General features: G+C 34.3%; 15 protein-coding genes and 1 riboswitch. Of the genes, 5 read left to right on the top strand and 10 right to left on the bottom strand.

The annotated features are described in order from the left end of the window. Nucleotides 1-76: 76 nt before the first annotated feature. The gene (locus AOG54_RS04520; protein ID WP_055032485.1) at nt 77-805 is read right to left on the bottom strand and encodes a carotenoid biosynthesis protein; all 729 of its coding nucleotides are present in this window, start codon (nt 803-805) and stop codon (nt 77-79) included. A gap of 93 nt (nt 806-898) precedes the next feature. On the opposite strand from AOG54_RS04520, the gene AOG54_RS04515 reads away from it, so the two are divergent. From AOG54_RS04515 to asd, 3 genes are all read left to right on the top strand, one after another. Then, a complete protein-coding gene (locus AOG54_RS04515) occupies nt 899-1384 on the top strand; it encodes a hypothetical protein (protein ID WP_055032484.1) in 486 nt (161 codons plus the stop codon). A 146-nt stretch (nt 1385-1530) separates the two neighbouring features. Further along, nucleotides 1531-2580 (top strand): amino acid kinase family protein, encoded by a 1050-nt coding sequence (locus AOG54_RS04510; RefSeq protein WP_055032483.1) that lies wholly within the window; start codon nt 1531-1533, stop codon nt 2578-2580. Next, on the top strand, nt 2565-3590 hold the full coding sequence (asd, locus tag AOG54_RS04505; protein ID WP_048101132.1) for an aspartate-semialdehyde dehydrogenase: 1026 nt from the start codon (nt 2565-2567) through the stop codon (nt 3588-3590). Before AOG54_RS04510 ends, asd begins: the two co-directional genes overlap by 16 nt. Nucleotides 3591-3604: 14 nt before the next feature. Here asd and AOG54_RS04500 read toward each other — a convergent pair whose 3' ends face one another. The 4 genes from AOG54_RS04500 to AOG54_RS04485 form a co-directional block, all read right to left on the bottom strand. After that, a complete protein-coding gene (locus tag AOG54_RS04500; protein WP_052656684.1) occupies nt 3605-4237 on the bottom strand; it encodes an HAD-IB family phosphatase in 633 nt (210 codons plus the stop codon). 1 nt (nt 4238) lies between these two features. After that, nucleotides 4239-5630: a proline--tRNA ligase gene (proS, locus tag AOG54_RS04495; RefSeq protein WP_048101133.1), complete on the bottom strand. Its 1392-nt coding sequence runs from the start codon at nt 5628-5630 to the stop codon at nt 4239-4241. A gap of 87 nt (nt 5631-5717) precedes the next feature. Continuing rightward, the gene (locus AOG54_RS04490) at nt 5718-6935 is read right to left on the bottom strand and encodes an MFS transporter (protein WP_048101360.1); all 1218 of its coding nucleotides are present in this window, start codon (nt 6933-6935) and stop codon (nt 5718-5720) included. Nucleotides 6936-6957: 22 nt separating this feature from the next. Next, nucleotides 6958-7059: riboswitch (TPP riboswitch) on the bottom strand. A gap of 80 nt (nt 7060-7139) precedes the next feature. Then, on the bottom strand, nt 7140-7877 hold the full coding sequence (locus AOG54_RS04485) for an enoyl-CoA hydratase/isomerase family protein (protein WP_048101134.1): 738 nt from the start codon (nt 7875-7877) through the stop codon (nt 7140-7142). 82 nt (nt 7878-7959) lie between these two features. Here AOG54_RS04485 and AOG54_RS04480 point away from each other — a divergent pair, with 82 nt between their 5' ends. Together AOG54_RS04480 and AOG54_RS04475 are read left to right on the top strand one after the other, a co-directional pair. Further along, the gene (locus tag AOG54_RS04480) at nt 7960-8952 is read left to right on the top strand and encodes a cobalt-precorrin 5A hydrolase (RefSeq protein ID WP_048101135.1); all 993 of its coding nucleotides are present in this window, start codon (nt 7960-7962) and stop codon (nt 8950-8952) included. Next, complete coding sequence (locus AOG54_RS04475) at nt 8939-10282, top strand: cobyrinate a,c-diamide synthase (protein WP_048101136.1); 1344 nt, start codon at nt 8939-8941, stop codon at nt 10280-10282. The genes AOG54_RS04480 and AOG54_RS04475 overlap by 14 nt, the downstream gene beginning before the upstream one ends. A gap of 5 nt (nt 10283-10287) precedes the next feature. Here the strand turns inward: AOG54_RS04475 and thrC are convergent, their stop codons facing one another. From thrC to AOG54_RS04450, 5 genes are all read right to left on the bottom strand, one after another. Continuing rightward, a complete protein-coding gene (thrC, locus tag AOG54_RS04470) occupies nt 10288-11454 on the bottom strand; it encodes a threonine synthase (RefSeq protein WP_055032482.1) in 1167 nt (388 codons plus the stop codon). A gap of 80 nt (nt 11455-11534) precedes the next feature. After that, entirely contained in the window at nt 11535-11702 is a 168-nt protein-coding gene (locus AOG54_RS04465; RefSeq protein ID WP_048101138.1) for a preprotein translocase subunit Sec61beta, read from the bottom strand. Between the two features lie 54 nt (nt 11703-11756). Then, the gene (locus AOG54_RS04460; protein ID WP_048101139.1) at nt 11757-12731 is read right to left on the bottom strand and encodes a mevalonate-3-kinase; all 975 of its coding nucleotides are present in this window, start codon (nt 12729-12731) and stop codon (nt 11757-11759) included. 61 nt (nt 12732-12792) lie between these two features. Further along, nucleotides 12793-13209 (bottom strand): EamA family transporter, encoded by a 417-nt coding sequence (locus AOG54_RS04455; protein ID WP_269082289.1) that lies wholly within the window; start codon nt 13207-13209, stop codon nt 12793-12795. 95 nt (nt 13210-13304) lie between these two features. Then, nucleotides 13305-13682, bottom strand: a complete 378-nt coding sequence (locus AOG54_RS04450) for an EamA family transporter (protein ID WP_055032481.1) — start codon at nt 13680-13682, stop codon at nt 13305-13307. Nucleotides 13683-13778 lie beyond the last annotated feature (96 nt).

Genomic DNA, 13778 nt, shown 5'->3' with positions numbered 1-13778 from the left:
ATTAATATAATAAATAAACCTTATATTATTCGAACAAAAACCTTAAATTATTTACATGAAATGTATAGTATAAAAATTACATCTTTTGAGGCATCAATATTTTTTTATTTACAGAGAACTGTATAATTAAGAATATTATTAAAATTATGGTGAACATAATTGTTGATACTACTGCCAGCTTTAAAAGCCCAGATACTGCATCCTCAAGAGCCTGAAAATATCCAAATAATACATAAAATAACATGCCATTGATGCTTATCCTGTATTTATTAAATTTTATGAAAATTCCAATAACCGCCATAATTATTAATGAGGCAGCAAACCATCCGGCAAAATTTGATAAGGGAACGCCAAAATATATGCCGGGTTTTATCCAGTGCCATAAATGCAGTGAAAACCGTGGATCGAATGATAGGTCCAATATAACCATTAAAAATGGTACCGAATACAGTCTAAAATTACCTGCAATTCCTGCAAAATAAATAATTGAAACCCAAAAAAGAGGTATTGCATATGGAACTCCATATATCCTGGGCCCAAGCAATGATGTATAATAGTATCTTCCAAAGGGATAACCCGAATTAACTCCTATTATTTCTATTAATAATGATGTAAAGTAACCCAAAAAAATAAATTTAATTGTGTTTTTTGAACCAAGATAATTTAATGAATGGTAAATATATATAAATATAAAAATGATTTCATATATAATTGCAAGTTCATACATATGGGAATACTCGTATATTAAAAGCATAATAGTGCCGAAAATTAGATATGTATATACAGCCTTCCAGCATCTTTCCATTATTTTATAATGGCAGAATAGAATTTTAATATTTTTTTTAATTCAATATTTAAATCATAATATTTTTATAAAAATATATTCTAAGGTGTTTAAATGAATCTATCATATTTAATAATTATAATATTCGTCTTATTTATAGCCATAAGAAGAATGTATTCCGGTTTAAATGGCAGAAAATTCAGGGCATCAAGGATTTTTTCCCTACCATTAATTTATGCAATTTTGCTTCTATTCTCACTTGAGGGAATTTATTCAAATTTAGATTACATAATTCTTGTTCTTGTCCTAATATTTCCAGGAATACTATTTGGCCTGAGGCTTGGGGATAACATTGAATTTTTTTATAGAAATAACAGATTGTATTATAAAAGGTCGCAGGCAATAATGGCATTCTGGCTTGCATCATTTATTGCCAGAATATTTCTTTTCCTGTTATATCCATTAAATATCCTTGCAGGATTTATTATCGATTTAATACTGGCATTTACACTTGGACTTATAATAGGCGAATCATTAACATTGTACAGCAGGTACCGGGAATTTTTAAATTCAAACAGGGATTTAAATGGGGGGCAATAATTTTTTTAAAACCATCCCCTGGGAGGCCATTTTATTGGATTAAAAATTAACAATTTTAAATAAATAATTACTCACAATCATTTGAATATAAAGGTATTTCCTAAATATTAAATATTACATGCATATACAGTTATGAAAGTGATAATATGCACGTTGTAAAAGTTGGTGGCTCAATACTTAAGGGCAGTGAGGATCTGGCCCTTATAAGAAACAAAATAGAGGCCTGTGAAAAATGCATTATTGTCACTTCCGCCATGCGGAACGTGACGAATAATCTAATAGAAGCTATTAATACAAGGAACACAGGTATTATTGACACAATTTTTACAAGGCATATGGAGCTTATGAATAACTTCTATGATAAAGATTCATATTTCAATTTATTAGCATTTAAGAATGATGTGCTTAACAATCTCTTGCGTCCTGATACGCCTGAAAACCGTGATTTAATTCTGTCATACGGAGAAAAAATGGCCGTTATGGTATTATATTCATATCTAAAGCACCACGGCCTTGATGTTGATTATTATATAGAGCCATTTATAGTAACAGATGATAATTTTGGTGATGCCTCATGTCTTTATAAATATACGGAGGAAAATTTAAAAAACATGGAGTTTAAACATAAAATAACTATAGTACCTGGATTTACCGGAAAAACCCTTTCAGGAAAGGTTACAACCCTTGGCCGGGGTGGCAGTGATTACACTGCTGTATTGCTTGGCAGATTTCTACATTGCAGTGTCAGATTAATAACTGATGTTCCAGGGATAATGACATATGACCCCAAGGTCTTTCCCGACGCAAGAACATTGCCAGAGGTATCAATTAAAGAGGCCATAAAAATGTCCTATGTGGGGGTTAAAAATTTTAATTATAAAACATTCAGTCCTGCAATAGATTCAGATATAGAGATAACAATAGAAAGCCTTTATGAGGAGGGTAAAACAGTAATAACACATAATGAAATAAAAACAATAAAATGCATAGCATTAACAGGTACATACGGGAATAAAAATATGCTGGTATTCATAGGCCATGGCCTTTCTGAGGTTGACACAAGCTCGCAGATATTAAATGCCATAGGTAAAACCCATTTATATCACCTTGACGACACATCATTATCAGTAATAATGGATGAGGATCTTGAGAAAAATAAAAGATATCTTTCAGAGGTTCCATTATGGACAAAATAAAAGTATCAATACTTGGATCAACCGGTGTTGTTGGTCAGAAAATGTTAAGAATACTTGAAAATCACCCATACATAGATGTTGTTAACCTCTCGGCATCAAGATCAAAGATCGGAAAAAAATATTCAGAATCAGTGGCATGGGTTGAACCCGGGGATATACCAGAAAGGTTCAGGGATATGAAAATGGTTTCAACAGACCCGGAGGACCATAAAAATGTGGATTATGTTTTATCAGCACTCCCGCCTGAGGTTGCAGAGGATATAGAGATAAAATTGATAAAAAACGGAATTAATGTAATATCAAATGCGTCTCCATTTAGAATGGCAGAGAACATACCATTAATTAATCCTGAATTAAATTATCAGCATCTGGAACTGCTTGAAAAAATGGATACAAAATTTGTGAAAAACCCAAACTGCACATCCACTATAATGTCCATGCCCATGGTTGAGGTTTTAAGGCATGATTACAAAAAAATTACACTGTCGACACTTCAGGCAGTCAGCGGTGCCGGATTCACAGGACTTTCATATATGTCCATAGATGATAATATAATACCGTATATACATGGGGAGGAGGAAAAAATACCTGCAGAAATATCAAAAATGTTTGGCTTTGTAAGCAATAATAAAATAATAAACAGGGAACTTAACATGTATGTAACATCTGTTAGGGTGCCTGTTAAGGTTGGGCATATGGGCATAATGAATATTGAATTTAACGATGATATTGATATTGAAAACTTTAAAAATTCATTAAGGAATTTCACACCACTAAAAAAATTTAAAAATCTCTACACTGCACCCAAAAACCCTGTTATTATACATGATGAGGAAAACAGGCCGCAGCATAAGATGGATCTAAGCAATGGTATGGAAATACATGTTGGCAGGCTGGAATATAAAAATAAAAACCTGCGCATGGTAATACTCGGTGATAATCTTGTCAGGGGTGCAGCAGGTATAACGGTGCTCACACTTGAAACAATGAATGAAATGGGTGTTGCGTAAAATTTAATAAAATTTTATAAATAATTTAATAATTCCCCAAGGTTATTTATCACAGCAAAGGCATTTTCATTTAATATTTTATCATCAGAATTAATTGAAAGAAATCTATCAGTGGAGACAAGCATTGAGTAATCACCGGCAGAATCACCAACTGACAAAGTTTCCTTTTTATCTATTCCACTGGCCCTTATAATTTTATTTATAACTATATCCTTTCTGTCCGGGATTACACTAATCCTTCCGGCAGGGATTATATATCCATTATCATCAGTTAGTATTTCATTTGCATATACATAATTAATTCCATATTTTGCCCCTATTTTTTCAGCAAGCCATGAAATTCCACCGGACACTATTGCTGTTTTTACAGACATCTTCCTTAAGGATGACATTACATTGTCAAAGCAATTCCTTATTTTTATCTCATCAAGTATGTTTATTATGGTCGATTTTTTAATTTTACCAAACTTTGCCATCCACATTTTAATATCCAGCTCGAAGAACTCATCATATGAAATTTTTCCATCCATGTACATTTTATAATTCTGGGAATTGTCAACACCAAGCCTGGAATGCACATAATGCCAGCTGCTCTTCTCCCTTGTAATCACACCATCCATATCAAAAAATACCATTTTTGTTTTCATACTAATATGTCCTTGAAAACATTGATAATTTTCCATCCCTTCCGCATACTATGCATTTTCCTGATGTTTTATCATTGTAAATATTGCCAAGTGCAGCCTTTTCTGTAAGCGCCTCTATCTTATCAGAGCATTCTTTTGATCCGCACCAGTAGGCCCTAACCATATACTCATTTTTCATGTCATCAATGGATTTTGCCATGTGGATGTTATCATTAAAAAATTTTAATGAATGACTCTTAATATCATCATTTACTGTTTTAAGATAATTTTCAACATCCCTAAGGTTCTGTCTTGATATCTTAATCTTCTTCTTCTGTGTTCTAAGTGATAATGTTATCATATTTTCATTATATTCCCTGCTGCCAATCTCAATTCTTAGTGGAACGCCCTTCATTTCCCAATCATTATACTTGTATCCAGGTGTATAATCGCGTTCATCAATATCAACCCTGTAACCCATATTCTTCAGGTCATCCATTATTGTTCTGGAGTATTCAAGAATTTTATCATATATTTCACCGGGAATTGGCACTATAATTATCTGAACAGGTGCAATCCTGTATGGAAGTATTAAACCCTTATCGTCACCGTGAATTCCAATAACTGCTGCAAGCAATCTTTCACTGAGACCGAATGTTGTCTGTGAAACATATTTAAGATCGCCATTCTCATCAAGATATTTAATATTGTAATTTCTGGCAAAGTTTTCGCCATACTCGTGAATTGTGCCAACCTGCAGGGACCTGTATCCCGGCATTGGCGTATCAAAGGCTATTGAATATTTTGCACCGGGAAATTTATCCCATTCAGGCCTTACATCCAGTGAATATTCAAGGCATAGTTCTGATGCAATTTTTTTCCATATATCAAGATATTCATTCATCTGTTTTTCAGCATCATTATAATCTTTATGCGCGGTATGTGCCTCATAAAAATGTATTTCCCTGACACGTATAAATGCCCTTGTGTGCTTTGTTTCATACCTGTAAACACTAACTATCTGATAAATTTTAAATGGCAAATCAGTATGTGACCTTATCCATAAAGGAAACATTGTATACATTGCGGATTCACTGGTTGGTCTCAGGGCCAGATCCACATCAAGTGTGTCCTTACCACCCTTTGTAACCCAGTAAATTTCATTTTCAAATCCCTTAACATGCTCGAATTCAACCTCAAGCTGCTTTCTGGATATAAGTACTGGAAAGCTTACCTCCTGGAATTTTTTTTCATCTGAATATTTTCTAATGATATCATCAATTAAATGCATTATTTTTAGCCCATAGGGCATCCATATATTCATTCCCTTAATTTCATACCTTTTATCGGTAAGCCCGGCGAGCTCAATAATTTCATTGTACCATTCACTGAAATTCTCTTTTTTGTTTTCCATTTTACCTGTTATAATTTATGATTATATATTGTTTTTGTGCAGTTTTAATCCTGTTATTATAAAAATGGTAAATAAAAAATATTTATGTTAATAATTTATATCAACATTCTTTGTTTCTATGCCATGCACATACCACGTTGCCGCACCTACAGCACCAAGACCCCAGAGGAATACATTCAGGAGTATAAACTGTGAAAGGCTGAAGGAACTTGTGGCATAAACAAGAATTGGATAAACAATCATTGGGCCAAGCCTTACCGTGCCTATAAAGGTTCCGCGCATTTTTGTTGGAAATAATTCAGGTTCAAGGGTGGTTCTGGAAGCCCATCCAAACTCGCTCATCATCATATTTATGAACAGTAACGGAAAGAATACATATAAATTCCTAAGATATGGCACAAGGATGTATATTAAAACTGTGCTTGCAAAGCCAATAGAATATGAGTAAAGTGTAAAAAATTTCCTTCCAGATGAAATCAGTGGTGCTGCTATAAATCCGGCTGCAGAGGCACCAACAAGTGCAACAAAAATAATCATGTTATCGGTGTATGCCCCCGGGAATTCATATGGGCCAATAATATACGCCATAAGTCCAAATGTGGTATATTGGGATATTGCAATGGATAATAGAACAAAAAAGCTTAACCTGTAGGATGGTTTTTTCTGTTTTATCCCTTCAGTATCTATATAAAGCTCCGATTTCTGCATTTCGGATTCCCTTTCCATGCCACGGGATTCAAGCCATTTATATGATTCTGGAAGCCTTATTCTTGCGAAAACCATTATTATTATTAAGACTGCTGCGGAGCTTAATAAAATAATCCTGTCATATAAAGTATTTGAGGTTATCAGGAACATACCCGCAATTAATGCGCTTCCAATATTGTCAAAATCAGCTATTATTGTAAGCCATTTGGCACGTTGTGATACAGGGGAATCCTCAGATATAAGGGATAATGAAGGTATTTCCTCACCACCAACTCCAAACTCGGCTATCATTAAACCTATGGCAAGTGGAATAAATGTATAGCTTAATGAAATTATTACTATTCCAGCACTGTATAGTACCATTGTTATTATGAATATTTTTTTCCTTCCAAGTATGTCCGACAGAATCCCCATTAAGAAGTTGCCGAATGGAACAAATATTGGCCCAATCAAAAGCACGAATACCTTAAGCGATTTTGGAAGAACACCAATGATTGACCCTGAGGCTGCCAGTGGTCCTAATGTGCCGACAATCCCCCAAAATGTTAACCCAGACGAGCTGGAAAGAAGCATGTATTTCTGCTTCTGGGTTAACATAAATTCCACCATTTTTTAAAATACACAACCATAGCCATCTCCCTCCGCCGGTTCTGACCGGATCAGGTTCCACGGGTCGATCCCAATCCTCTCAGCCAATTTAATGGCTCCCCGGTAAAAAATAAATATATATATAATATATAAATGTTTCCAATATTAATTAATTATGCCATACCCCTTAATTCAGGGATTTTAAAATTGTAATTATTTTTTATTGAAAAATTCATTAATTTTTTTTCTTGTCTCTCCAGACGAAAATAGGAGGCCAAATAATGATGCCTCGTAATCCATGTCAATGTTAATTGAATTCATAAATGATTTATTTACAGCCCTTTTTGCAAATATAACAGTTTCTATAGGTTTTTTGGCAATCATGCTGGCAATCCTTAACGCCTCATTGTGTGCATCATCTGATATAATGTCAACAAGGCCAAAATTATAAGCTGTCTGTGCATCTATTTTCTCTCCGGTCAGTATCATGTAAAGTGCCCGGTTTCTGCCTATGACATGGGGAAGTATTACATTGCCACCGGCACCTGCGTTTACACCGATGTTTATTTCAGGCTGGCCCAGCTGGGCATTTTTACTGCACACCCTTATATCAGTGGATAATGAAAGTTCAAGGCCGCCACCAAGCACATAGCCATTTAAAACAGATATAACAGGAACATTATAATCTCTAAAATAAAATGCAAGTTCGTTTAATTTTCTATGGAAGGAATATGCATCAATTGGGTTTAAATCCCTGAACTGTTTTATATCTGCACCAGCTGAAAAATTCCTTTTACCCTCAATTATAACACACCTTGCGGTATCCTTTACCTCCTCCATGGCATTTTTTATATCATTGACCATGTCCAAGGTAAGGGTATTAAGCTTTTCCTCACGTTTAAAATAAATTATGGAAACATCGCCTGATACCAAATCTATGTTGTTATACATGAATATTTATAGCAAGAGTTACTTATATATTTTTTTATCAGGTCAATAAAAATGCATATTAACCAGATATTAATAATCGCATGTGGATTGCAGTAAAACGGCTATTGTATGTGCATCAATAAGCGGTATTAGGGTTGCAGATATAATTAATAATCACATGCATGCTAACGTTTATGTTCCATGCAGGTTAAAATATCCTGGGGATTTTCATTGTTATGATGATATTAAAAAGGAAATAAAATCCATATTCAATAATTATGATTGCATTATTATGGTTATGGCACTTGGTGCTGCCATAAGAATTATTGCGCCATTTTTAAGGAGTAAGTTTAACGATCCAAGAATCATATCTGTGGATGATAATGGAAAATTTTCAATCAGCATGATATCCGGACATCGCGGCGCAAATGACCTTGCATTATATGTTTCCGGCCTGCTTGGAGGTGAGGCAGTAATTACAACAGCATCAGAGATTTCCGGTGTAATGTCTCCGGAGGTTATTGCATATAAATACGGAATGAAAATAATGAATAAATCAAGAATTAAATATGTAACCTCTGAAATAATAAATAATGGCGGTTTTAGGCTAATAAACAGAACAGGCATCCATATAAACATTTCTGGGTCTGGGGGGAAAAATTACGGGATTATAATCACATATATTAAGGAGAAAAGCACAAATTTTGTCGTTATGGTTCCAAAAGTTCTTGTAATAGGAATAGGCTTCTCAACGTATGCAAATTTTAATTCACTTAAGGACCATATTAAATTTGTTTTTAAGCAAAAAGGATTTTATATTTCATCGGTTTATGCCATTGCAACAATAGATATAAAGTCAGATAACGATGATATTAAAAAAATTGCAAAATGGCTTAATGCCAGAATTTTCTTCTTTGATAATAATACATTAAATAAATATTCTTCCTACAGGTCTGAAACAGTTTATAAGTATACCGGTGCCTATTCTGTTGCCAATGCCGCCGCAAGGGCGGCATCAAATAATGGCAATGAGATTATACGTGCAGAAAAGTTTAAGGATGCTGTAATATCGGTGTTTGAATATGAAAATAAATAGCATTATTGTGGCTGCACCATCCAGTGGGTCTGGTAAAACAACCGTTTCAATGGGATTAATATACGCACTTAAAAAACTGGGATACAGCGTAAAGGCATTTAAAATTGGCCCGGATTATATTGATTCCGGATACCAGTCATTTGTTTCAGGAAATCCATCAGATAATCTGGATTCATGGATGGGATCAAGATCCATTGTAAGGGACATTTTTTTCAGGAAATCACAGGGTTATGATATTTCCATAATAGAGGGCGTCATGGGGCTCTATGATGGCAAGGATTATAATTCAATACGTGGCAGCACAGCCGAAATAGCTTCAATACTAAAAATTCCTGTTATTATTGTTATAGATATATCATCAATGGCCAGAACTGCAGCGTCAATCATAAACGGACTTAAATCCCAGGCCAGGGGTTTCAGGATAGCCGGGGTAATCTTAAACAGGGCGGGAAGTGATTATCACTGCTTAATTGTTAAAAAGGCAATAGAGTCATTATCAAATGTAAAGGTTCTTGGATGTATTAAAAAAAATAATGATTTAAGTTTAAGTTCAAGGCATCTGGGGCTTATTCCATATATAGAGGGTTACAGGAATAAGGATTATCTGGAATCACTTGGCAATGAAATTATAAAATCTGTGGATTTAAATTCTGTTCTTTCAATATCTAAAAAATCTCATTCAGGTAATTATAATGTAAAAGAAAGAAAGAACAGAAATATTAAAGTCTCCATAGGCGTGGCATATGACCGCGCGTTTAATTTTTATTATGATGAAAATCTAAAACTGCTTGAGCATTATGGTGCAGAAATAAAATATTTTAGCCCCATGGAGTCAGAAAATATCCCAGACGTGGATGGTATTTACATAGGCGGCGGATTCCCTGAGGTTTATGCCAGCGATCTGGAAAAAAATAAAACTGTATTAAAGGAAATTAAAAAGCTTGGTAATGATGGCATGCCAATTTTTGCAGAATGTGGAGGCTACATGTATTTATCAAAGTCAATAGAATATAATAATCAGAGGCATTTCATGGCCGGCATAATAGACTCTGATATTTATATGGATAAACTTGTTCTTGGATACCGCACTGTTGAATCATTATCGGACAACATACTCTTTAAAAAGGGTTATAAAATACGGGGTCATGAATTCCACTATTCAAAAATAAAATACAATGTGGAAAATAATTATGCCTATAATACCAGTTCAGGTCCGGATGGCTTTTATACCGAAAATATTCTGGCAGGATATTCACACCTTTACTTCCCGTCAAATAAAAAAATTCCTGAAAGATTTGTATCATCGTGCCATAAATATCATAAAAGGTAATAAGATCAGGACATTACCTGATCTATTGTAAGCATGTTAATTTGAACGTCCGTATTTAATTCCTTAAGCAGATTCCCTGTAAGTATGCCCACAACAGTATCTGATGCGTCAAGAACTCCCTTTTCCCGAAGTTTTTTAACACCTGCAAGTGATGTTGCCGATGCTGATTCGCAGCCAATACCCGCACGGTCTATAATTTTCTTTGCCTCAAGTATTTCAGCATCGCTTACCCTTTCAACAATGCCATGTGAGAATTCTATGGACCTTTTTGCCTTAATATAATTCACCGGATTTCCTATTTTTATGGCACTTGCAACCGTTTCCGCCCTTACGGGGTGAAGTGTTTCCTCATGGTTGTTTATATAATTATAGAACGGGCTTGCCCCCTCGGCCTGCACCGCTATAAGCCTTGGAACATAATCTATCATACCCATTTCCCTCATTTCTATGAGTGCCTTCCCAAATGCTGATGTGTTCCCAAGATTTCCTGCAGGAAATGATATAAAATCAGGCCTCATTTTTTCCATTATTTCATATATGATTGTCTTCTGGCCCTCAATTCTCCATGGATTAAGGGAGTTCAAAACATAAAAATCAGATCTTTTTTTTAGTGTTTCCCGGAGGTTTGACATGGCGGTATCAAAATCACCATCTATATTTACTATATTTGCCCCATATGAATATGCCTGAAGCAGCTTATTTTTTGATATCTTTTTGCTTGGTATAAACACATAGCTGTCTATTCCGGCATATGCACTGTAGCTTGCTGCAGATGCGGATGTATTGCCTGTTGAGGCGCATAATGTTTTTTTAAAGCCCTGCCTTATTGCCTCAGAAACTGCAACTGTCATACCACGATCCTTAAATGAACCTGTTGGATTTTCACCCTCATGTTTCATATAAATATTTTTAATTCCCGAGTATTCGGATAATTTCGGATGGTGATAAATATTTGTATCACCCTCCATTTTTGTAATAATCTGATTATTATTAAGGACAGGGTGAACAATTTCCTTATATCTCCAGACACCCTTCATTGATGTTTTTTTAAAATTTGCAATATCCTTCTGGATAACATCGAGTATGTTACCGCACCTATCACAAACATAGCTGTTCCTTTCAATTTGATACTCACTGCCGCAAACAGGGCATTTTAATATAGAATATGGCATCTAAGGGTTAATATTTATAAATATAAAATAGTTTTGCATTGCTATTAATATATCTATTTAAATGCTTAAAATATTCAAATTTAAACGGGCCAGAATACCCTTGCAAGCTCAACTATAACTGCCATGGCAATTGCTATGTATATTATAAGCTTTGGATCAAGAGCTGGACCCTTAATCTCCTCCTCATTAAAGTAACGTATTAAACCTGCCCCAGACTGAAAATTTTCATTCTGGTTATCCTTAGCCATAGTTTTATAAGTAATTGATGGGATTTAAATTTTTCTAATTTAATTTTTAGTGTTTCAAAAATTCCTTGAAATTACCTCGGGTGGACCTGCAACTTTTAGAAACACGGGGTTTGCATTAAAGTTTTTCGCCTCATCAGCCACCTTATTCATATTTTTCTTTTCAACAGCCACAAATACATTGGTACCACCGGTTACTATATATGCGTTCCAGAAGTTATTCTTCAGCTCCTTTACACGTTCAATGAAATTTTTCATTTCTCCTGTTATAATATGGACACCAACATCGTTTAAAAGTCTGTGGTAATCATTAGTATCATTCTCTGCCAGTTCAAAGATCTTTTTTATATCCCTTTCCTGAGCCAATTTCTCAAGTTCCTTTGCCTTTTTTTCAGAATTTTTTACCCTCTCCGGGTATTCTGGATGTTTAATTATATTTTTATGTATAACATCCGACGGTTGCCTATTATCACTGAAGTGGCATCCCACAATAACATAATCATCAAATGCATCTGCATCCAGAATATGGTCTGTGAGTGATTCCTTTCCATTTGCATGATTAATTGTTAATCCTCCATATAGGCTTCTGCCTGCACTTTCTGATATTTTTTGCAGATCATTTTCGAATGTAAATATGTTTATATTGTATTCAAAAATGGATTCTATGCATATACCTATGGCCGCAGCGCCGGCATCCGAACTCCCACTGAGAACATTAACATTCTCTGATATAAATGATATATTCATATCATCATCCTCACCGGCACGCATTAAAATCTCATGTTTGTACTTATCTATTACCCTAAATGGTGATCTTTCAGAATTCACATCAATATCCTTGCCATTTACGATTCCCTTTTTATTTTTTGATATATATAAATCAGTTTTAACATATATTTCATTATTTAGGCCTGTATAGGCTATTCCGGCTGTAGTATGCAATGGCAGTCTGTTTATTTCATCTGAAACGCCACCCAGAAGTATTATGCCTATTGTTGGATATGCCCTTGCCTCAACATATTTTGTATCCATGCGACCTAATTATCTTCAAATTTAAAGTATTTTCGTAATATATTTTTAAACTTTATTTAAATCAGCTTTTCGTCGAAATTATTACCGATACTATAATTAATGCGAAGCCAAGATACTGAACAGGTTTTAAAAAAATATTTAAAAACGTTGACGACGTAATGGCTGCCATAAACGGTTCCATTGTGGCCGCAATGGATGTTTTTGTGGAGCTTACTTTTTCCCTGGATGAAATTACCAGCCAGAAAGAAAGTGCAGTGCCAATAATCCCAATAAAGAGAATAAGTGAAATAACCCCAATAAATTCCGCTTTTATATACGAATCGAACAAATACATTTTATTTAATGAAAATGGAAGCGTCACTATTCCACCAATTAAAAGTGCATAGCCTATTGATGAGCTGCTACCATTTTTTGAGATTACATTACCGGACATTATTATGTATGCTGCAGCAGTTACAGCTGAGATCATTCCAAAAATAATACCGTAAATATTAATTAAAATATTTTTATCGCTAAATGGAAAACCAGAAATAAGTTCAATTAAACCAAATATTGCAAAGGCCGTCGAAATAATTATATATCAATTATATATCTATCAACCCGAATAATTTTTTTAAAAATTTCATAAATGAAAATAATTGGCAGAAAAAGGTACTGTATAAGCGTTGCTGTTGCTGCATTTGTATATTTTATTGTTTCAATATATGAAATCTGTACGGGCATAAGACCGGCGAAGGTAAATACCAGAAAATTTTTTACATCCTTCCTTGGTATCCCTGCCCTGAATATTATTATAATAAAAATGCCACCTATTAACATGCGTAGAGATGACAATAATATGGCGCTGAAATGATACCTTATGAATAATGCAGATGAGGCCGTGCCCGAGAATCCCCAGAAAGAGGATCCAACCAATGCGTAAAGAAACCATTTCCCAGTTTTGCTGGACATACCGGTCAATTTCAACAATATATAAAAACTATTATTATGTCCATGTTCATTATTTTTTTAATATTTACAGAAATTATTATAATTTTTAAAACAAAT

It is taken from the genome of Acidiplasma aeolicum (assembly GCF_001402945.1).
Taxonomy (GTDB): Archaea; Thermoplasmatota; Thermoplasmata; order Thermoplasmatales; family Thermoplasmataceae; genus Acidiplasma; species Acidiplasma aeolicum.
The sequence above is the reverse complement of the archived record's forward strand: the minus strand, read 5'-3'. Positions and strand labels throughout refer to the sequence as shown.

Excerpts from the sequence above, each read along its gene's own strand:
- AOG54_RS04520 (WP_055032485.1), bottom strand. The coding sequence starts at position 805 with ATGGAAAGATGCTGGAAGGCTGTATATACATATCTAATTTTCGGCACT.
- AOG54_RS04515 (WP_055032484.1), top strand. The coding sequence starts at position 899 with ATGAATCTATCATATTTAATAATTATAATATTCGTCTTATTTATAGCC.
- AOG54_RS04510 (WP_055032483.1), top strand. The coding sequence starts at position 1,531 with ATGCACGTTGTAAAAGTTGGTGGCTCAATACTTAAGGGCAGTGAGGAT.
- AOG54_RS04500 (WP_052656684.1), bottom strand. The coding sequence starts at position 4,237 with ATGAAAACAAAAATGGTATTTTTTGATATGGATGGTGTGATTACAAGG.
- proS (WP_048101133.1), bottom strand. The coding sequence starts at position 5,630 with ATGGAAAACAAAAAAGAGAATTTCAGTGAATGGTACAATGAAATTATT.
- AOG54_RS04490 (WP_048101360.1), bottom strand. The coding sequence starts at position 6,935 with ATGTTAACCCAGAAGCAGAAATACATGCTTCTTTCCAGCTCGTCTGGG.
- AOG54_RS04485 (WP_048101134.1), bottom strand. The coding sequence starts at position 7,877 with ATGTATAACAACATAGATTTGGTATCAGGCGATGTTTCCATAATTTAT.
- AOG54_RS04475 (WP_048101136.1), top strand. The coding sequence starts at position 8,939 with ATGAAAATAAATAGCATTATTGTGGCTGCACCATCCAGTGGGTCTGGT.
- thrC (WP_055032482.1), bottom strand. The coding sequence starts at position 11,454 with ATGCCATATTCTATATTAAAATGCCCTGTTTGCGGCAGTGAGTATCAA.
- AOG54_RS04465 (WP_048101138.1), bottom strand. The coding sequence starts at position 11,702 with ATGGCTAAGGATAACCAGAATGAAAATTTTCAGTCTGGGGCAGGTTTA.
- AOG54_RS04460 (WP_048101139.1), bottom strand. The coding sequence starts at position 12,731 with ATGGATACAAAATATGTTGAGGCAAGGGCATATCCAACAATAGGCATA.
- AOG54_RS04450 (WP_055032481.1), bottom strand. The coding sequence starts at position 13,682 with ATGTCCAGCAAAACTGGGAAATGGTTTCTTTACGCATTGGTTGGATCC.